Raw genomic sequence first — 18806 nt, forward strand, 5'->3', positions numbered from 1 at the left:
GAGAAAAATACACTAACACTCGATAGATACTGAATCTCAAGGGCTATTAACCCCAGATGAAAGCGTGTTGTTGTATATTTTTGCGCGCTGAAATTAGCACAGTTCAGCTTGGAATTATAATAGGGTCGGGGTTATTTTTTTTGATGAGGTGCGGTAAAGAATGAAATACATTCAACTCACGCAAGAATAGTCTTAATTAATATTGAGATTATTCTTGAGAATATCATCGAATCTATTTTCCCGTAATAAGCAGAGTGATCCAGTGATGTAATACTTAATGCTGCCATCATTCGCTTGAGGTGAGCGAAGCTAACGGGTTTCCGCCGTGTACAGGTGCTGTTGGCATTGGGGACACGTCTTTGGCCCACGGTATTCATGTTGGCAGAGCACACAGAAGTAAATCCTGTGTGGCAGAGTAGCCCTTGGTAGTGGTGGCGTCATGATAGTGCTTTGCTGGGGGGCTAAGGAGTGAGTTGCTGGTGAAGATATTGGTGCTGTTCTTATCGGGTATCGGTATTGGCAGTCCCTCTCCGACTGGAAATCCGGATGCTCCTGGTTATGAATGAATAGACGTCCTGCAAAATGCGAATGCCGCAATTGCAGCGGGTTATGGCAAGAAGGGCAATAATAGTGCTCTGTTATGGAACCTGGAGAGAGGTGTGTGCTATTAACCTGATGGCCCTGTGCCGTCAGGGCCGTTCTGATGCGTTGATACATGATGATATCCTTTGATTAATCCTTAATCCCCCAGGTTTTATGCATGCTAAATTGCCCTCCGGTCAGTGCGGTGGTTGATGGCATTGGCATGGGGTGATGAGAGAGAAAACTGATAAGGTGGGAAGCTCGGGGCTTAAAAGCCATTTTTAGACGTTTTGATACTGTGAATACCGGTCTGACAGGGTTTACAATATTTCTCCCCATGGTAGTTAGCCGTACATTTTGTGCAGTGCCAGTCTGCTTTCCTGACCAATGGAAGGGCCCCAGGGACCAGCCTGCGCAGTGTCATGACCCTGTCGATTTCTTCCTGTTCCGGATTGAGGTAAGGGCAGTCATTGCGACGGCGCGTTGATATAGGCTGCTCGATATGCTCAAACCAGGGGGACCTGCCGGTTCCCGCGTCGTGGAGTTCCACCGGGCAGCCACACAGATGGCATACGTATTGATGATTGAATGCTGACAACGCTGAGCGTGCTGATGTTAATCGTCCGGTGGTGCTGATGGCGATGAATGATTTTGCGTACACGGTATGACTCCTTTTCGCCGGACTGCAGGCATGGCTCATCCGTCCCTTGAGGGCAGATATCGATGCAAATGCAGGTGAGAAATCTCGGGTGGCGTAAATCGTGGGGAAAGTGAGGTGTTGGTTAATGACTAATCAAGGGACTCAGGGCGGGACTGGGCGATGCGTTCATTTAACCAGGCTTCCAGTTCGCTTTTCAGCCAGCGAGAGCTTCTCCCCAGCTTGATGGGCTTGGGGAATAGCCCTTCACTGATAAGCTTGTAAAACCATTTATCCGATAATCCCGTGAATTTTTTAATGAAAGCCATCGTGACCATTTGGTCATCAAGTAATGTAGACATTTGTATTCTCTCTCGTTAAGTGAAATGAGCGAGAGCGTTGTGTGATGTTATCAATACTCAATGTCGGTATCTGAATGTCATCACGTGCTGCTTCTCATTTCATTCATCAAAGAGATAAAAAATTACGGAGCACCTTGTGTCTCGGTGGTCACATCAGGCTAAATGCAGGGAGTGACAACACTCTGGGCCTGCCACGTTTTTTATCCGGTAATTCCGTACGCTCTCCTTTCCCAAAAGTCCGTCCTTTGTCGGGTAATGTCAGTCGGGCAAACGTATCGACTTTGGTCAGATAGGTCACCGCTCTTCGTAAGCCTTCCCGCATGGCGTTATCGGCATGGCTTACCAACCCAATGCCATTGATTCGGTAGTCTGCTTTCCGGGCATTGCAGTTGAAATAAAGTCCTGTGCCTTCGGTGATACTGTCCCGCCAGTATTCACCTATCAACCTGGCCAAGGTCACATCCTCGCGCACCTTAGCGCCATCAAAAAAGAAAATCATGTGGTAATGAAAGCCCTTGTATTCACCAAACTCGAGCTTCCAGATATAGCCCACTGCGTGTTCAAAGAGTCGATTGGATTTCATATTTCGGAACAGGCGTTCACGATGCTGCCTGGCCAGTGTGGCGGTTATTTGTTTATTCGCAGCGCGTTGATAAGATAAATCAACACGTACCACCAGTAATTTTGCGTATCGGTCAAACAGATTATCAATGTAGTTGAATGCACTTCGTTGATTCTTTATTGCCGCCCGTTGGAAATAGCGCAGAGCTAATTTATGCTTTGCGCCAGAGGCTGCCGTCCTGAAATGGACAAGAAACTGATTAAGGTGTTTCACCTGCATTTCAATATTGGCGGGGGTATTCATACTGGCAACCCATGACCGTAATGAATATTGCTCAGTTAACTGATAAAACAATACCAGCGTTGGGTGGAGCGTTCGTTGTGTAGATGCGATATTAGGTAGGTGAGCAATTATTTCAAGTGTCTTTTTCCCGGTTGCGGTGGTATTGAGTGAGGTATATCCCTTAAATCTATAGTGAGTCATACTAAATTCAGTTTGATTGGATTGTGCTATCTGAGTGACTGTATTTACCCATTTCATCATGTCGTTGAGGTAATTATAATCGTAAGAGAGGGAGAGTGTTTCCTCGTCATTATTATAAGCACTTGTCGATAATGACAGGTATTTTTCATAGTCCATGTCCATCATTGGTTTCCCTGCAAAATCTATTGAATGGCTTTATCGAGAATAAAGCCTGAATGTTTACTATGACGGGATATACAGTGAATTATGGATATTACCCAGACTCGCCACAATACGTTACTGAGTATTGTCTATGACTAAGAGTATCACTGGGGTTATCTGTTATATGGAGTACTCTAATCAAATTCCTGTCTATGCCTAAGGCTTAATGATATTGTTTGTCAGTATGCTTAGTGGTATTGCCATAGCCTATGGACATGCTTAATACCACTGCCTACCACCACTCAATACTCAATACTTAATTCAATACTCAATTCAATACTCAATACTCAATAATATAAACTCCTAAATTAATTATTTTATTTTATCATCCCAGATTAAAGTTTCAGTAGCCGGCACCAGGCTGGTAACGGAAAATAACGATTAATCAATGTATTTACCTTTATAGTAAGTTAGTGTTTTTTATCCTGGTAAAATAACGACGTTAGTTTATAGGGCTGATAGCTTATTTTAGCTGTCGATACTTATAAGTTGCATAATCGCAGACCATCCGAACTCTAATTCGCCGGTTTCAAGCCGGATACTGAAGATTTGCTCTGGTATACGGGCATGAGTCAGTTCATCTTTATGAGCGGTAAGTTCCTTCATTTCCAGTTGTGTTCGCCAGCCATACACAGTGGAGTGCTCTACATCGATATCATCAGCAACCTGTCTCAGGCTCTTGTTATAAGGTGGCATCATGAACATGATAGCTCGCAGCCTTAACTCTGCGCAGCCATTCTATAACGCCAGTCCCCAATGAAAAATCAAGGTGACAACTATCTTATCACTGGGGGGTAAGTATCCCGGTATCGGGGCAGACCTCATCATGCACTTAACTTACCCTGTCATTTTAATCAGTTTGCCAACGGCGAAAAGTATGGATACACTGAACGTACTGGCAGTGATGTGACTAACGAAGCTCAATGCATGCTATTACGCTGTTGTGTAAAAATAAACATAACAGCAGGTATGAATACTATAAAAAGCTCAAATTTAATTTTTTGATGCGTTCCCACATTAACAACGACGTATACGCCATTACTGAAAAATGAGTCTCTGGAACACTAGAAAGGGCTATGTAGCAGGGATGGAAAATAACTTGTAGGCAAAAAAAATAGGTAAGTTGTAGACAAGGAAATAAATAAGTTGTAGGTTATTGCTTTATTATTGAAGCTTAATCAGGTTTTATCATGGATATGATTAGCGATTTTGATTTTATTCGCATTCCAGCCGCAAGTCTTGCTGAGCCATTAGATGTATTTTCAATGCGGAGAAAAATAAATGAAATTTCAAAGTATTATTGTTTGCGAAGCTATTCTGATAAAAATAATGCAAGCGTAGATTTAATCAGTGAACTCATAAAGGCATCTCATTCGCCTACGCCTTATGCCGAACTCAAAGAGATTTGGAATTTTTTATCTCCGGCAGTAAAGCATAAGGAGGATATTTACATTGCATTGATTGACCACTTCAATAAAATAAAAAATAAATACCCCTCAGTCGGTTCTGTTAAGGTTTCATGCGCCATATTCAGGCCTCACATTAGCCTTCCCTTAAGTGATGATGAACGTCACAGCCATTTTTCCATGAAATTAAAGGAGACGTTAGGTCGATTTTTCAATCGACTTAGATCTAATGCAACACTCTCTTCTTTCGTTGTGGGGTATACATGGGTAATATTGCGTGATGTTCTTGATGGATATCCGTATGTACATATTAATTTTTATACTAAACATGATAAGGTGAATGAAAAACTAGGGTATGAAATAACTAAATTATGGTTGTCTTGTGTAAATCCGGATAGCCCCTATAAGGTGAAAAATAAGCTCATATCAACTGGGTGGCTTAGGGATTGTTACTCTATAGGTTTCGGTGTTGTTCGCCACTTTTCTTTTTCCGAAAATTTTTCAAATACAGATATCATGGAGGACTTTCATGCTAATTTCCATATAAATGACACAATTAAAAATATTATTGACATTGACTACTTTAGAGGTCAATTAAAAATAATTTTCGTTGATGATTTTAATCAACATTCTATTTTAAAACACTCACCTATTGTAATTGATGTTCAAGCCTTAAAGGCTTATTTTTTATCTTTAGCAAAAGAATCCTGTTGCTATTATAAAACAAACACATTCTTTCAAACTCCGGTAATAGATGAAAATAAAAAAACCGAAAAGAAACGAATGTTTAGAACGTATGGTATATCAGGTGTCAAATAAAAAAATTATACACCTATATCACTGAATCGAACCTTGCCACGGTATTTCATCGTGGCTTTTCATTCGTTGCAAAGGTGATATATGGATGATGACGTTCCGTTTAGTTCTTTTTACACTTGGCTCGATTTACTGTACGAACACGCGGTTAATGGCGGTGCAGGGCTGGACTCCGCACAACAACTTGCCGATATTTACTTACAACACTTTCCTGACAAAGTGACCTCTGCCTCCAACTTAATTCTCTGGGAATCAACCAAAGCGGCAACCAGCGGTTTTATTACCGGACTTGGCGGGGCGATTACTTTACCGGTGTCTATTCCGCTTAATATCTCCAGCATTCTCTTTCTTCAATTCAGAATGATTGCGGCGGTGGCGATTATTGGCGGTCATTCCGTTAATGACCCCAAAACCCGAAACCTGATTTATCTCTGCCTGGGCGGCAATATTGCCAAAGATATTCTCAAAGAACTCTGTATATGGCGGGTGTTCAGCACACTTTCTGACAGTACCGCGCGTCATATTCAACAGCAGGTGACCACCCAATTAGTGACCCGGCTGACAACACAATTTACCGGAGGAATAACACGCTTTATTCCCCTGATTGGTGGCGTCATCAGTGGCGGTTTTGACTACCTGTCAACATGGGCCGTAGGCCAGCTTGCCCGGACGATTTTCATTTCCGACTGAGCCTTATCTCTCATTTTCCCTTTGATTGTATTGGGCTTATCAAGCCTGAATCTCTCCTCTTTAATTCAAGGAATTCCTATGACACGTCTGGCCTCCCGCTTTGGGCGGGTAAATTCTGTTCGCCGTGACCGCCCATTAACCCATGATGAACTGGCGCACTATGTCCCCAGCGTGTTGGGTGACGACAAACATGCTTCCCGCAGTGCGCGGTATACCTATATCCCGACGATTACGTTACTGGACAGGTTACGTGAAGAAGGGTTTGAGCCGTTCTTCGCCTGCCAGACTCGCGTGCGGGATTTGGACAAGCGTGAGCACACAAAACACATGCTCAGGCTACGCAGGTCAGGGCAGATAACCCAGAAAGAAACCCAAGAAATTATTTTGTTAAATAGCCACGATGGCTCCTCAAGCTTTCAAATGTTGCCAGGCTGGTACCGTGAAGTTTGTTCGAATGGGTTGGTTTGCGGACAGAGTTTTGGGGAAATTCGTGTGCCACACAAAGGCGATATAGCGGGACAGGTGATTGAAGGGGCCTACGAGGTACTGGGGATATTTGACCGGATAGACCAAAGTCGGGAAAGCATGCTGGCCTTGACACTGGCTCCCGAGCATCAGCACGCGTTGGCCCATGCGGCACTGACCTACCGTTACGGCGAGGAACATCATCCGGTCATCGAAGCGCAAATCCTGATGCCCCGCCGTTGGGAAGACAAGAAAGCCGATTTGTGGACTACTTTCCAAAGGCTGCAGGAGAATCTGAGCAAAGGAGGATTATCTGGTCGCAGTGCCACTGGCAAACGAGCACAAACCCGTGCGATAAATGGGATTGATAGTGATATCAAGCTCAATCGCGCCCTGTGGGTCATGGCGGAGCAGATGCTGGCCCATGCTCAGCCCCGGCATCAGTGACACGGCTTTTGTCCCGATAACAGTCAGTGTCGGTGTGGCCATCTGGACAGGTCATGTCCAATAACCCCGTTTCGCCTGTTGCAAAAAGCATGTTTATCGGCACAAGGCTGATTCTGTGCGGGTTGGCCGGTCTCTCTCTGCCCTGAAAAATAATTCATCCTGTGGTCATACCCTGTCCAGGGGGGCGTGTAAGGTAATCAATAGATTAACTGCACGTTTGATTCTGGAGAACGGTAGCGATGGCCACTTACCGCCCTGACCCTGATTTATGCTTCCTTGGGCAATGCGACAACGATGACTTGGAATTCCTGGTGTCATTACTCACCCACGACCCGAAAGACGGCTCACTGCGCTGGTCAGAGACACTGACCGGCACCGATGAGTACAAGCGTCACCATCCCGACCACCAGCAGTATTGGCAGGCCATTGCCGCAGAAGTCCAGACTTTTGGTGCCAACAGTTTTGCCAGCGTACTGCGCGGGGGAAAAGGGGTGACGTACCGTGAACTGTTGTGTGATGCCTGTGACAACATGAAGGTGAATTACAGCAAGAAAACCAGTACGGAGAATATTGAACTCAACATGCTATTGAAGGTGTTGGAGACAAGCTTGTCCGAAATGTCGTCTGACGAATTGAACGAATTCGCCAGTGGCATGGAAATTGAACTGACGAACCCCACCCCAGAGTTGATTCTGATGGCCATTCAGATAGCGATACGGGCATCGGGTTTTGCCGCTTATCGCCTGGCGGTCGTCGTAGTGAGCACGGTAGCAAAAGCATTACTGGGACGCGGATTGCAGTTTGGCGCGTTTGTATTGCTGACGCGCGCTATCAGTGTTCTGGCGGGGCCAGTGGGATGGGCGCTGAGCTCATTGTGGCTGGCCACTGACCTGGCCGGGCCAGCCTATCGCATTACCATTCCATCCTGTCTGTTTATCGCGTATATGCGCCAAAAAGCGCTATACCAGTAAGGACGATATCTATCGTGTCTGACATAACAATGGAACAAGGCTTATGTCTGAAGTCAGCATGCACTATGACCGGTTAGCGGTCCGACTGGCCTTGATTATCGGGCGGTTATTTATGGGGGAAGGGTTATCCATTAACGCACTGGCCAGTGAATTTAACGTTTCCCCCAGAACCTTGCGACGTGATTTTAATCAACGACTGATATACCTCGATCTGGAACAAGTCGATGGGATTTATCGGCTCGCCAAATCACATATCGGGTCCCGAACTGACGGCGATATTATTCACTTTGCCAGAGTGACACATATGGCCCAATTTTTTCCGGCACTCGACAGCAAATTATTGTCGGTCCTGCTCAATAAGAATGTGGGGTCGCCTTATGTGGTCTACCACGCTCCGCCGAAAAACCCTCCGGCGTTATTCGGCGGATTTTATCGAATAACCCAGGCCATTATTGATAATGTCTTTGTTGAATTAAGTGTGCAGGGAAATGAATACTTTAATCTTGCACCTTACCGATTGGTTTATTTCGATGGCTACTGGTATTTGGTGGGGGAGCATAATCTCACGCTTCAGGTGTTCCTGCTTATCCATATTACGGATGTGACATTAACCCCCAGGCGGTTTACTAAAAAGGAATACATCACGGCATTAACGGCAGAAGCGGACTTTATAAAAGCGCTGCCCCATTTTCAATTTGTACGCAATTTAGTTTTTAATCTGAAAGATAAATGAACAACGCTCAACATTAAAGGATATTACGATGAAAAGAAGACATATTGTCGCCCTGTTATGGGCGTTCTCCGTGGGGGCCTTTGCTGAAATTAACCTGTCAGAGGTCGAGCACTGGACAAACAAGGGGGCACCTAACCTGTATTACATGAACACATCCCTGGATACTGTCATGGCAGAAACACCCCATCATGCGTTGGTTCGTGCAGATGCGGGCACCAGTTGCCCCGCCGGGTCGTATTACTTATTGAATAAGCAAGACCGCAGTTACTTGCCGGTCGACAGCGGTACGTGTGATGACCGCAAGTTAAAAACCACACTCAGTGCAACACAGTTAATCTTCACCTCTCACGGCAAGGTCACCGCCCTCTACCCACTGAACTGATGCGGTATGGCGTTTACTTTTTATCAAAAATTGGATAAGGGATTTTATCATGCACGATGTGACCACGCTAAAAACACAGCTTCAGACGAACACATTACATCTGGCTCTCTTGACGGTAGCGACGGGCGGCATTTACCCGTTACTGTGGTTATACAAAAACCAATCCACCGTGTTCAGCGTCACCGGGAATACTTTCTCCAGTGCGAGTTTCATCATTTGGATAGCCGTATGCACAGGGCTGTCGCGGGTTTTGCCTGGATTAAGCCGTCCTGACGAATACGGTTATAACGCCGCCGGAGAAACGCTGACCATCTTGGCGGGGCTATTGACGCTGGGAGGGTCTGTTTTATATATCATCTGGGCATTCAAAGCTCGGACAGCATTGCAACACTATGCGTTACAGACATTCCGTTTTGAATTAAAAATGAATGTATTCTATACCCTGGTATTTAATGTCTATTACGTTGTGTATTGCATCAATGCCCTGCCTGATGCGTTGGCAAAACATACCATCATCTATGGCCACACAACGATGCCGGAGAGTACCTCTGGTACTCATAATATCACCAAAGGGGAGTGAATATGGACCTCAGACAGACGCTGTTGCTTTTTTCCACTCTCGTTATCTCCCTGATGTTGTTGGCCGCGCCTGCTCAGGCCAAACGGGAGGGGGACTACATTCTGTATCGTCTGGTGAAACAGCAAAACAGCCCAGCTGGCGGTGGTTTGAAAATGTGCACGTATAAAAGTGAGTTCGACGGCGCAACGGTAGATATCAATGTGCTTACCTGTAAGGATCATGTTTTCTATTACCCCAAATTGGGTTTGTTCTATGACACTATTAACTGACCTGCACCAATAGCCTTAAATAAGAAGTGTATTATCACGGATAATATCATTTCCCTATACAGGGGAATCAAACAACAGGATGTATTAATACTGCCGTATTAATTACCCCCATAAAACCGCCCTTCCTAAAGGTTTCCCTCCTTACGGATTGTTTGCCATAGAATACATCTCACTGATGTTAATAAATGCAACCTAATAAACGAGCAGATATCCCGATTAGGGGATATCTGCTTTTATGCCGTTATAGGACATTAATCATTTTAATTATAAAACCGCTATATCACCGAACAGGGGTTTTATTTTTACAGGAGTTAGCCATGCAAGATGAAAGCCTGCAACAGCGTATTATCACGATGGCGTTATTGCTGCTGGATAAACAGTTAAAACGAAAGTCAGTTATCTTTCCCTCCACAACGGAAGTGAAACAGTATTTGCGTTTACAGCTGGAGCAGCAAGAAAGAGAACTATTTATGGTGATGCATCTGGATAACCAGCACCGCCTAATCCATTGTGAAACGGCCTCTCTCGGTACCCTTAATCAAACCGCCGTCTACCCCCGCGAAATCGTTAAAACCGCGCTTTACCACAATACCGCTGCGGTAATACTCGCACACAACCATCCCTCCGGTATCCCCGAACCCAGTAATTACGACCGGCAGATGACTGACAGAGTACGTACGGCACTCAACCTTATTGATGTGAAGGTTTTAGATCACATCGTGCTGGGTCAGGGGGCGCAGGTGTCGTTTGCCGAGCGTGGCTGGCTGTGACGACAATCCCCGGCAATGCCATTCAGGCATCGCTCCACCCGCATGATTTGAGCCACTGCTCGGGTACCCGGTCAATATCGGATGATGATTTATGTGCCTGGTGCAGCAATCTGTATTACCGCCCCGGTGAAACCAGCCTGTGCCGGTTGATTACCGAAGACAATGACTGGCCTGCCTGTTTTGACGCTGATGGCTACGCACAGTCCTGTCCCCAACTGCAACTGATGTTCACCGCTCCCCAGCCAGCACACGACTGATCACTCCCCCGGTAAGTACTTACTCACTTTTATCCCCCCTACAAACAGGCTCCCCCGGTTTTCCGGTGGGGCCTGTTTTGTTATTAATCGCTTATGACACAAGGGTTTTTCCTATGAACCAACACAGCAATACCGAAACAAACGAACTCACCGCTACCCGGGTTTCTGATGCGCAACGCATCCATTTCTGGCCAAAATACTTTGGTCAGGTGCCCAAATGGGCGTTGATTGAACCACAGGTTTTTCGTTGGCTGGACCGGTTGTGTGACGACTACCACGGTGGATTATGGGATTTTTACACCCTCAATAACGGTGGTGCCTTTATAGCCCCAGAAGCCGACGCTAATGAAAAATGGACGCTGTTCAACAGCATGAACGGTAACGGTGCTGAAATGTGTGCTGAAGCTGCCGGGATCACCGCCTGCCTGATGGCCTACAGCCACTGTGCCTGCAGCACCGAGAGCGAGACCATGACCGACCATTTCTACCGCCTGCGGGAATACGCACTCCACCATCCCGACAGCCGCGCCATTTTCTCCCTGATTGACTGATGAGCAGGAGTCCCCCCATGTTACATCTGCCTATGCGTGCTTCACTCCCCGCGTTGCCTTTTGCCCAGCAACAGATTATCAGCCAGGCACTGGCGATACTGGAAACTCAACTCCGACACCGGCCCTACACCTTAACCTCACCCGAGGCAGTCAAAGCCTGGCTACAACTCCATCTCCGGCCTCAGGGGCAGGAATGTTTTATGGTGTTATATCTCGATAATCGCCACCGCTTGATGGCCAGTGAAACGATGTCTATCGGTACCTTTAATGCCACCACCGTTTACCCGCGTGAAGTCGTTATTCGGGCACTGCATCACCACTGTGCTGCTGTTGTCATCGCCCACAATCATCCAGCCGGAGACCCCACACCGAGTCAGGCTGACCGCACACTAACTACCCGGCTGGTTAATGCGCTGAACATGGTCGACATCCGCGTACTGGACCACCTGATTATCGGTGAGAGCGAGCCGGTTTCGTTAGCCGAGTTGGGGTGGCTGCCATGTTAACGACTATCCAACAAACCAACATCCTGACCCTTCGCGGTCGGCAATGCAGTACCGCACACATCACCGAGCACGATAATGCACTGCTGTACCGGATTTCGCATTGCCAGGCTGCGTTCAGCGATAGTGAGTGGATACATTTCACCTGCACCGGTTACCTGATGAGATTAGATGCCTGGACCCACCAGTATTGCGGCTCAGACAGTTGGGCCTCTCCAAAGCCTGCCGCCGTCTGGTCACCACATTAATGAAACACCATGGGCTAACCTACCTGCATATTGATGCTCTGGGCGATGTGTTGCCCGGTTTCGCCACATTTAACTGGTGATACCACCGCTCGTCTCCTGACGTAATCCCGCATTATCCATATTGAGAACATTCCCATGAAACCACGTGCCACTCCACCGGGCGCATTGCCCGTGTCTGCGATTTATCAACAACTGCTCGTTTTCCTGCTGGAGCATCACTATGGTCTGAGCCTCAACGATACGCCCTATCACGATGAACAGGCGATTGCGCAGCAGATAGAACAAGGGATTTCAGTCGGCGACACCATCAACACACTGGTTGAGAAATATGCCTTAGTGCGAATGGGTCGTACCGGGTTCAGCGCACTGGCACAAGACCCGATGCTGAGTAAGGGGGATATCGCCCGCGCACGCCAGGCTGCGGGTCTGTGGCGTGCTCATTTTCCACCCACTTTGCTGTACCCGACCTAATCCCCCAAACCCCACAGAGATAATTACCATGAATAACAACATTACTGCTGCCTCTGCATGGGGCCTGAAACGTGATATTACGCCACGGTTGGGGGCCCGACTGGTTCAGGAGGGAACGCATCTGCATTTTCTGGCTGACCGTGCCGGTTTTGTCGGCACATTCGCTCCAGATATCCTCCAAACGTTGGATACCGTTTTCCCTGTACTGATTCAACACCTGGAGGCTCGCCTGCGTTCCGGTGAACTCGATCAGCGCCATCAGCACTGCGTAACTGTCCAGCACGCTGGTTTTACATGCGACGCGGATACGCTGGGCAGTCACGGTTATCTCTATATCGCGGTGTATCAAAAACTGTCTTGAACAACAGACACAGGCACCTGAAACATCCCTCTTCCTCGACGCCAACAACAAGAGTTGGCGTTTTGCTTTTATGGAGTCCCTACGATGTCTACTTCACTCAGCGCAGCTATCGACGAGCCGCAGGTTCTGACCGGCCATACCGATATTATCTGCTCCACCAGTATTGAACGCATCGTTACCGGACGTAACGCAGCGCTAAAACAAATAGACACGCTAATCCAGCAAGTTGCCCATATATCGACGCTGACCAGCGGTATCGGCGGCAAAACCGCCTTGGACTGGGCCATGAAGCAGGACTTTCGCTGCGGCTGCTGGTTAATGGAGAAATCAGAAACGGCGATGAAAGCCATTACCCGCAATCTCGATCGCAGTATCTGGAGGGATTTAATGAAAAAGTCGGGAATGCTTTCCGTCATGGATGCTCAGGCTCGTGACCAGTGGTACAACAGCTTGGAAAAGGATGACATTCCTGCCGTCAGCGAAGCCAATATTCTCAGTACGTTTGAGCAGTTGCATCAGAGTAAAGGTGACGTATTTGAACGGGGTATCATCAACGTATTTAAAGGCCTGAGCTGGGATTTTAAGACGAACAACCCCTGCAAGTTTGGCAAGAAAATCATCGTGACAGGACTGGTCAAATGTGACCAGTGGGGATTTGGGCTTAACTGGGGCTGGCAACGTGACCGGTTAGCGGACCTTGAGCGCATGCTGATGCTCCTTGATGGTCAGTCCATTCCTGACAGTCGCGCTGACGTTACCTGTCGTCTGGGCGATCATATCAACGAGGACCGGCACAGCACCCGGTATGAGGATGAGATGTTTACGATAAAATACTTTCAGAAAGGAACAGCGCATATCATGTTTAAGCAACCTGAACTGGTTGATAAGCTGAATGATATTATTGCTAAACACTATCCGGGGATGTTGGCAGCGCGGTAGTTCATCGTTACAATCATCGGGCTCGAAATTGCTGAGGTTTTCAGCAAAATACGATTGGGGGCCTAATTGGGGGCTCTGGCGTTTTTCGAACAGGTGAAAATGCTGTAATAACAAGGGTTGTAGGGTCTGTATTCGAATCCTGTAGGGTATTAAAATCAATGACTTACCCTCGATTTAACTCCTAATTTTCAGCGACGTTTTTCAAAAGTGTTAGATTCGTGACATGAGTCCCCATTACCTCATCAATTTTTCGCGCATGTTCAGTTAAATGGTTTGGTGATAGGTGTGCATACTTCTGTACCATTTCAATTGATTCCCTGACGCCCATTTCTTGTGATAACCAATCTGATCGCGAAGTACTCGGCAAGCGGTGTCATTGAGAGCGACTCAATTGCCTAACCAGATTCGGATGTATCCATGCAACCTTGTGCTGCAGGTCGATATTTACCAGCAACTTGTCCTCTATTACTATCACCCGAATCAGCATTCACTGAAGGTGAGGTGTCGGAGTTCGTCGGTATTACATAGGGTGATAGTGGGCTCTATGTGTTGATTTTGAAACGTGAGCTGCAGGTCTGTAAAGGTCGGCTCGATGGAATTATTAGTTGGCGGCCGGTAGTGGGGGGAAGCAATAAATCAGCTCAGCATTGTTGTTAGCTTTATGATAGGAAATAAGACCATTCCATATGGCCTATATAGATAGGATTAGCTAGATTCAAGTTATATAGCGATTTGTAGTGGTCAACAAAAACTGGCCACGACTTTAGAGTTTTTCCAGAACAATCGTTCTGATTCATTCGGGGTCAAACCACCGTTATATTGATGAGGTCTGAGCTGGCTGTAATATCCCGTTATGTAATTCGTTATCGCTGTGCTGGCTTCGCTAAAGTTAGCGTATCCATTATCCGACCCCCATTCTGTTTTCAGACTTCTAAAAAACGTTCCATTGGACTGTTATCCCTGCAATTCCCCCGGCGACTCCGGCCTTGCTTTATCTGATATCTCCACAGTAACTGTCTGAAATTCCTGCCGGTATAGTGGCTACCTTGCCCGAGTGATACAGCAAATTAGCGGGCTTTCCTCGCGCTTCCCAGGCCATGGACAGCGCTTTCGCTGTCAGTGCAGAGTCCGGGAAAAATGACATCGCCCAGCCAACCGGTTTACGGGAAAACAGATCAAGCACAACGGCTAAATAAGCCCAGCGTTTACCCGCCCAGATATAAGTCACATCGCCGCACCAGGTCTGATTAGGCTCTGTCACTGCAAACTGGCGTTCCAGATAATTGGAGGTCTCTACGTGTTCCTTAGACGCCTTCTTATATCGATGGCTAGGCTGCTGATGAGATTAAGTTCTTTCATTAGCTTTGTTGCCCGCCAGCGGCTCAGTTTTACGCCTCTGGTGGTGACCATCGCGGCAATATTGCGTGCACCTGCAGAACCATTACTTTCGCGATAGCTTTCACGAACAAGACTGAGTAATGCCACGCGTGTGGTATCAGACTTCTTTGGCTGCCGCCAGTATTTATAGCTGCTGCGATGAGCCCCAAACACATTGCACACAACGGGAAACCGCGCTCTGAGTTTCTCAACTAATGAGAACTGTTCAAGGAGTCTGACATCAAGAACGCGGTGGTATTTTTTAATATATCTCTTTCCATTTCAATGCGTTGAAGCTTTCTCTTCAGCTCGCGTATTTCAATCTGCTCAGGTGTCATGGGTGAAGCTATGGGTGATTTTCCCGCTCGTTTTTCTTTCAGCTGGCAGAGCCACTTATCCATCGTGGATTTGCCGACATTCATTGCCGTGGCAGCGGCGGCAACGGTGTAATGCTGATCGAATGCAAGCTGGGCGGCTTCGGGGCGAAACTCTGGGCTAAAATTACGTCTGTTACGTCCGGTCATAATGTCACCTATTTGTGACTATGAGGCGATGATATCACCTCTATTCAGGTGGCCAAATTCACTATGCCACTACATTTTTACATCGGTACTAACATAACCGGCGGTCGGTGGCCGAAACGGCGATGTACCGGGTTAAACAACTGTTCGGTGGGCATCTAACGCTGCGTGACTACGATACGCAGGTTGGTGAGGCTATGGCCATGATCCGTGCCTTAAACAAAATGACGCGTGCAGGGATGCCAAAAAGTGTGCGGATTGCCTGAGATAATGATTGATATGGGGTAGTTTTATCTAAACTCGATTTATTCAACAAAGCCGAAAGTAGCACACTGGCCGCTACTGGGTAGCCAGTTGCGAGTTGCTCACTGGGAGGAACGAATACCATTGTTATAATAGAAAGATAATTTTCAATAGGAGCAAATATTATTGCCAGATAATTCTTAATCTAGAATCGTACTCGATTAACCATGCAATATAAGAAGAGGTCAGAGTTCATTCACCTTTATAAGATATGTTATGCTGACCAGATTAACGCCACATAAAAATAGATTAAAATATTTGGTGAAATAATTTAGTAAGTAGACAAGGAAAATGGAGATAAGAATGGATAAAAGCTATGTTATCAATGGGGATGTCATATTCTATCCTGGCAGCGGTATAGTATCTTCACTATTAACAGGTAATACAGTTAAACTTAATTCCCCTACGGCACAATTATTAGAGGCTTTTGTCTCCCGAGTGGGAATAACAATTTCACAAAGTGAACTTTATAATATTGCCTGGGGCGAAAAAGGTTCGAGTGTCACTCCTAACACGTTGTATCAAAATATCTCTTTATTACGAAAAGCACTCAAAGATGTTGGTGTTACCGGTGAGTCTGTAACAACGGTTAGGGGGAAAGGTTTTATTTTTACTATGGCAACAGTTATAGAGAATATGACTGATAACGAGATTGTGAAAAATATCAGTTTAGAGTGTAACGATAACAAAACAAAAAAAAAGATGATTATTGTATATTCAATAATTATGGGGGGTTGTTTTATACTAATTTTACTGTACTTTTTTATAAAATCACAACCTGGTTATTTTGTTGCAAGAAAGTCTGATGGATTTTCCTTTAGTCATATAAATGAAAAGTGTTTCATATATTATGATAATAGTAATGATATGAATTCAATCATCCCCGATATAGATGTTTTTTTAGAGGGCACTCTATCATCTTGCCAAGTTTATCCCTATCTTTATATCTCTCTGAGTGAACTTCACTCCACTATTTCACTAACATCGTGTAAAAATGAAATCATAAACAACAGTAAAAATGTATGTAAGACAGAGTTATTTTATGATTTTGACTCACTAAATAGATAATGCTGCGTTACCGTACGTCAGATAGTAATGCTGTATAACCAGGTTGTTTTTTGAGCGATCAATGCCTCTTCTAATGTATTCATCTAATTTTTCAGTATATCCCCACGTTTTAATCAGTATATCCCCACATTTTAAATAGATATAAATTAATTAAGGAAGCCAAAGTGTGAGTATTGTACTCATACATGTCTTTAGGTTATCAAGAGGATGGTAAAAATGATATTTTTAATATTAATCAATATGTTGAGTTTGAATTTTGGATTGCCGTTAAGTAGGGTAGGCAACTGAAAAATTTAAGTTATCTATCTTAACTATATATATTGTGCTAGTTAAGAATTAATTAAAACTATTTTATTTTATTTTTTGCAGACATGAAGTAATAATCCCACCTCTTAAAAAACGAAGAGTGGAAGTTTAGTTATGTGCAAAAGGAATAAAGATATTATTAAGGATGGTGGTAATTTAAGAACAAAAATTGCCACCATTGTGTGTTTCGCATTTTCAGTACTCTCTACTTCACCTCAAGCTGCGGCTGAAGATGGCACCATTACTTTTACGGGAGCAGTCTCTGCTGTTACTTGTGAAATAACTGGTGGAACAGAAGCAGGGAGCACTGGAAATAATGATTTTACCGTTCCTCTTAAAACTGTCAGTACTTCTGCATTATCAAGTGTTGGTCAACGTGCGCAAGCAACTAAATTTTATATAGCACTAACAGGAGCAGAATGTACTAATGGTGCAAAAGCAAATGTGAATTTTGAAAGAGCCAGAGGCACGATTGACGATAGCACTGGCTATTTGAAGAATTCTGCTGTAGACGCTGCTGCTAATGTGCAAATTAGTATTCTAAATAAAGATACTACTCCTTTAAATTTAGCGGAAGCAAATGATAAACATCAAGAACAAACTATTTCAGGTAACAGTGCTCGATTTGATTATTGGGCAGAATATGTAGCCACCGGTGTGGTGACTGCGGGTAATGTAGAATCAAGTCTTATTTATTCTATAGTTTATAACTAATTTTTGGGGGCTTGTTCTTTAAGAGCCAGTCCCCGATTATTATCTTTTTTCAATGGTTTTAGGATGTAGGAAATGAAGTTATTAAAAATACTTCTAATAGTTTATTTTGCGTGTGGAGGATATTCGGCCTATGCCTCTATTCAAATTACAGCAACGCGAATAATTTTTGATGAAAAAAGTAAAGAACAAGTTATTAGAGTCAATAATATTGGGGATCTCCCCTCATTAGTCCAAGTGTGGTTAGAATCTGATAGGGATTCCATAGATTCTGGTGATGTGGAAAAAGAAGATTTGCCTTTTGTTATTAGCCCTCCAGTTTCGCGAATAAATGCGGGGAAAGGAAAGTCGTTTAGAGTTTTTAAAACAGAAGAAGCAAAAGTAAAGTTTCCCCGTGATAGAGAGACATTGCTCTGGGTAAATGTGCTTGATATACCACCAGAGGTGGAAAACGATAATGCAAAAAATAAGCTAAATCTTGCATTTCGTACACGCTTAAAGTTCTTATATCGTCCGATAGGCTTATCTTCAGATCCAAGAGTTGCGGCAGAAAGTGTTAGTTGGGTGGCAAAAAGGACAGGTAAGACGATTAATATCAAAGGTGAGAATAAGTCACCGTATCACATATCAATCGGTAAATTTGTAGTAACTGATGGCAGCAAGAAAATTGATTTAACGGGAGGGATGATCCTTCCTTATTCGAACTATGAATTTGATTTTAAGGTTACAGACCTTAGTAATCAGCCTATTAAATTATTTTATAGTTATATTACTGATTTAGGTGCATTTGTAGAAAAGGAAATAATATTAGAGTAATAAATTAAATATAAAATA

The 18806-nt window shown here is 44.9% G+C and carries 24 protein-coding genes and 4 pseudogenes; 21 read left to right on the plus strand and 7 right to left on the minus strand.

The window, feature by feature from the left end; genetic code table 11:
* Nucleotides 1-309: 309 nt before the first annotated feature.
* From DJ58_RS24160 to DJ58_RS0121960, 5 genes are all read right to left on the minus strand, one after another.
* The gene (locus DJ58_RS24160; RefSeq protein ID WP_115155787.1) at nt 310-717 is read right to left on the minus strand and encodes a putative zinc ribbon protein; all 408 of its coding nucleotides are present in this window, start codon (nt 715-717) and stop codon (nt 310-312) included.
* Nucleotides 718-850: 133 nt separating this feature from the next.
* Nucleotides 851-1282, minus strand: a complete 432-nt coding sequence (locus tag DJ58_RS24165; protein ID WP_071985059.1) for a putative zinc ribbon protein — start codon at nt 1280-1282, stop codon at nt 851-853.
* Nucleotides 1283-1371: 89 nt separating this feature from the next.
* Nucleotides 1372-1581: a helix-turn-helix transcriptional regulator gene (locus DJ58_RS03340; protein WP_004712426.1), complete on the minus strand. Its 210-nt coding sequence runs from the start codon at nt 1579-1581 to the stop codon at nt 1372-1374.
* 148 nt (nt 1582-1729) lie between these two features.
* Entirely contained in the window at nt 1730-2782 is a 1053-nt protein-coding gene (locus DJ58_RS22250) for a YagK/YfjJ domain-containing protein (RefSeq protein WP_004712427.1), read from the minus strand.
* Nucleotides 2783-3295: 513 nt separating this feature from the next.
* A complete protein-coding gene (locus DJ58_RS0121960; protein WP_050413926.1) occupies nt 3296-3532 on the minus strand; it encodes a hypothetical protein in 237 nt (78 codons plus the stop codon).
* A gap of 64 nt (nt 3533-3596) precedes the next feature.
* Between DJ58_RS0121960 and DJ58_RS23540 the strand changes: the two genes are divergently transcribed.
* The 17 genes and pseudogenes from DJ58_RS23540 to DJ58_RS03270 all read left to right on the plus strand — a co-directional run bounded on the left by DJ58_RS23540 (nt 3597) and on the right by DJ58_RS03270 (nt 13686).
* Nucleotides 3597-3737, plus strand: a complete 141-nt coding sequence (locus DJ58_RS23540; protein ID WP_004712429.1) for a hypothetical protein — start codon at nt 3597-3599, stop codon at nt 3735-3737.
* Nucleotides 3738-4017: 280 nt separating this feature from the next.
* Nucleotides 4018-5052, plus strand: coding sequence for a hypothetical protein (locus tag DJ58_RS03335; RefSeq protein WP_004712430.1), 1035 nt, complete (start codon nt 4018-4020; stop codon nt 5050-5052).
* 81 nt (nt 5053-5133) lie between these two features.
* Entirely contained in the window at nt 5134-5739 is a 606-nt protein-coding gene (locus DJ58_RS03330; protein WP_004712431.1) for an EcsC family protein, read from the plus strand.
* 78 nt (nt 5740-5817) lie between these two features.
* On the plus strand, nt 5818-6651 hold the full coding sequence (locus tag DJ58_RS03325) for a DUF932 domain-containing protein (RefSeq protein ID WP_004712432.1): 834 nt from the start codon (nt 5818-5820) through the stop codon (nt 6649-6651).
* A gap of 239 nt (nt 6652-6890) precedes the next feature.
* The gene (locus DJ58_RS03320; protein ID WP_004712433.1) at nt 6891-7622 is read left to right on the plus strand and encodes a YaaW family protein; all 732 of its coding nucleotides are present in this window, start codon (nt 6891-6893) and stop codon (nt 7620-7622) included.
* 43 nt (nt 7623-7665) lie between these two features.
* Complete coding sequence (locus tag DJ58_RS03315) at nt 7666-8355, plus strand: helix-turn-helix transcriptional regulator (RefSeq protein WP_004712434.1); 690 nt, start codon at nt 7666-7668, stop codon at nt 8353-8355.
* 28 nt (nt 8356-8383) lie between these two features.
* Nucleotides 8384-8737 carry a hypothetical protein gene (locus DJ58_RS03310; RefSeq protein ID WP_032912046.1) on the plus strand — a complete coding sequence of 118 codons (354 nt, stop codon included), beginning with the start codon at nt 8384-8386 and terminating at the stop codon, nt 8735-8737.
* A gap of 49 nt (nt 8738-8786) precedes the next feature.
* Complete coding sequence (locus DJ58_RS03305) at nt 8787-9317, plus strand: DUF4234 domain-containing protein (protein ID WP_004712436.1); 531 nt, start codon at nt 8787-8789, stop codon at nt 9315-9317.
* A gap of 2 nt (nt 9318-9319) precedes the next feature.
* On the plus strand, nt 9320-9586 hold the full coding sequence (locus tag DJ58_RS03300; RefSeq protein ID WP_032912047.1) for a hypothetical protein: 267 nt from the start codon (nt 9320-9322) through the stop codon (nt 9584-9586).
* Between the two features lie 317 nt (nt 9587-9903).
* Complete coding sequence (gene radC / locus DJ58_RS03295) at nt 9904-10356, plus strand: RadC family protein (RefSeq protein WP_032912049.1); 453 nt, start codon at nt 9904-9906, stop codon at nt 10354-10356.
* Entirely contained in the window at nt 10353-10613 is a 261-nt protein-coding gene (locus DJ58_RS0121965; RefSeq protein ID WP_032912051.1) for a hypothetical protein, read from the plus strand. The genes radC (DJ58_RS03295) and DJ58_RS0121965 overlap by 4 nt, the downstream gene beginning before the upstream one ends.
* Before the next feature lie 113 nt (nt 10614-10726).
* The gene (locus DJ58_RS03290) at nt 10727-11164 is read left to right on the plus strand and encodes an antirestriction protein (RefSeq protein WP_004712440.1); all 438 of its coding nucleotides are present in this window, start codon (nt 10727-10729) and stop codon (nt 11162-11164) included.
* A 32-nt stretch (nt 11165-11196) separates the two neighbouring features.
* Nucleotides 11197-11670, plus strand: a complete 474-nt coding sequence (radC, locus tag DJ58_RS03285; protein ID WP_004712441.1) for a RadC family protein — start codon at nt 11197-11199, stop codon at nt 11668-11670.
* A gap of 29 nt (nt 11671-11699) precedes the next feature.
* Nucleotides 11700-11995: pseudogene (locus tag DJ58_RS23230) on the plus strand (DUF5983 family protein); the annotation flags it as partial.
* 55 nt (nt 11996-12050) lie between these two features.
* On the plus strand, nt 12051-12386 hold the full coding sequence (locus DJ58_RS03280) for a TA system toxin CbtA family protein (RefSeq protein WP_004712443.1): 336 nt from the start codon (nt 12051-12053) through the stop codon (nt 12384-12386).
* Between the two features lie 28 nt (nt 12387-12414).
* Nucleotides 12415-12747 (plus strand): type IV toxin-antitoxin system YeeU family antitoxin, encoded by a 333-nt coding sequence (locus DJ58_RS03275; protein ID WP_004712444.1) that lies wholly within the window; start codon nt 12415-12417, stop codon nt 12745-12747.
* Nucleotides 12748-12831: 84 nt separating this feature from the next.
* On the plus strand, nt 12832-13686 hold the full coding sequence (locus tag DJ58_RS03270) for a DUF4942 domain-containing protein (protein ID WP_004712445.1): 855 nt from the start codon (nt 12832-12834) through the stop codon (nt 13684-13686).
* Nucleotides 13687-13867: 181 nt separating this feature from the next.
* Here DJ58_RS03270 and DJ58_RS23940 read toward each other — a convergent pair.
* Together DJ58_RS23940 and DJ58_RS22950 are read right to left on the minus strand one after the other, a co-directional pair.
* A pseudogene (locus tag DJ58_RS23940) lies at nt 13868-14020 on the minus strand (integrase); the annotation flags it as partial.
* 407 nt (nt 14021-14427) lie between these two features.
* Nucleotides 14428-15587, minus strand: a pseudogene (locus DJ58_RS22950) (IS3 family transposase).
* 92 nt (nt 15588-15679) lie between these two features.
* Between DJ58_RS22950 and DJ58_RS0121980 the strand changes: the two are divergent.
* From DJ58_RS0121980 to DJ58_RS03250, 4 genes and pseudogenes are all read left to right on the plus strand, one after another.
* Nucleotides 15680-15850, plus strand: a pseudogene (locus tag DJ58_RS0121980) (IS5/IS1182 family transposase); the annotation flags it as partial.
* Between the two features lie 340 nt (nt 15851-16190).
* The gene (locus DJ58_RS03260) at nt 16191-16955 is read left to right on the plus strand and encodes a winged helix-turn-helix domain-containing protein (protein ID WP_032912052.1); all 765 of its coding nucleotides are present in this window, start codon (nt 16191-16193) and stop codon (nt 16953-16955) included.
* Between the two features lie 420 nt (nt 16956-17375).
* Complete coding sequence (locus DJ58_RS03255) at nt 17376-17975, plus strand: fimbrial protein (RefSeq protein ID WP_004712451.1); 600 nt, start codon at nt 17376-17378, stop codon at nt 17973-17975.
* Between the two features lie 72 nt (nt 17976-18047).
* Entirely contained in the window at nt 18048-18788 is a 741-nt protein-coding gene (locus DJ58_RS03250) for a fimbrial biogenesis chaperone (protein WP_004712452.1), read from the plus strand.
* Nucleotides 18789-18806: the final 18 nt, after the last annotated feature.

It is taken from the genome of Yersinia frederiksenii ATCC 33641 (genome assembly GCF_000754805.1).
Taxonomy (GTDB): Bacteria; Pseudomonadota; Gammaproteobacteria; order Enterobacterales; family Enterobacteriaceae; genus Yersinia; species Yersinia frederiksenii.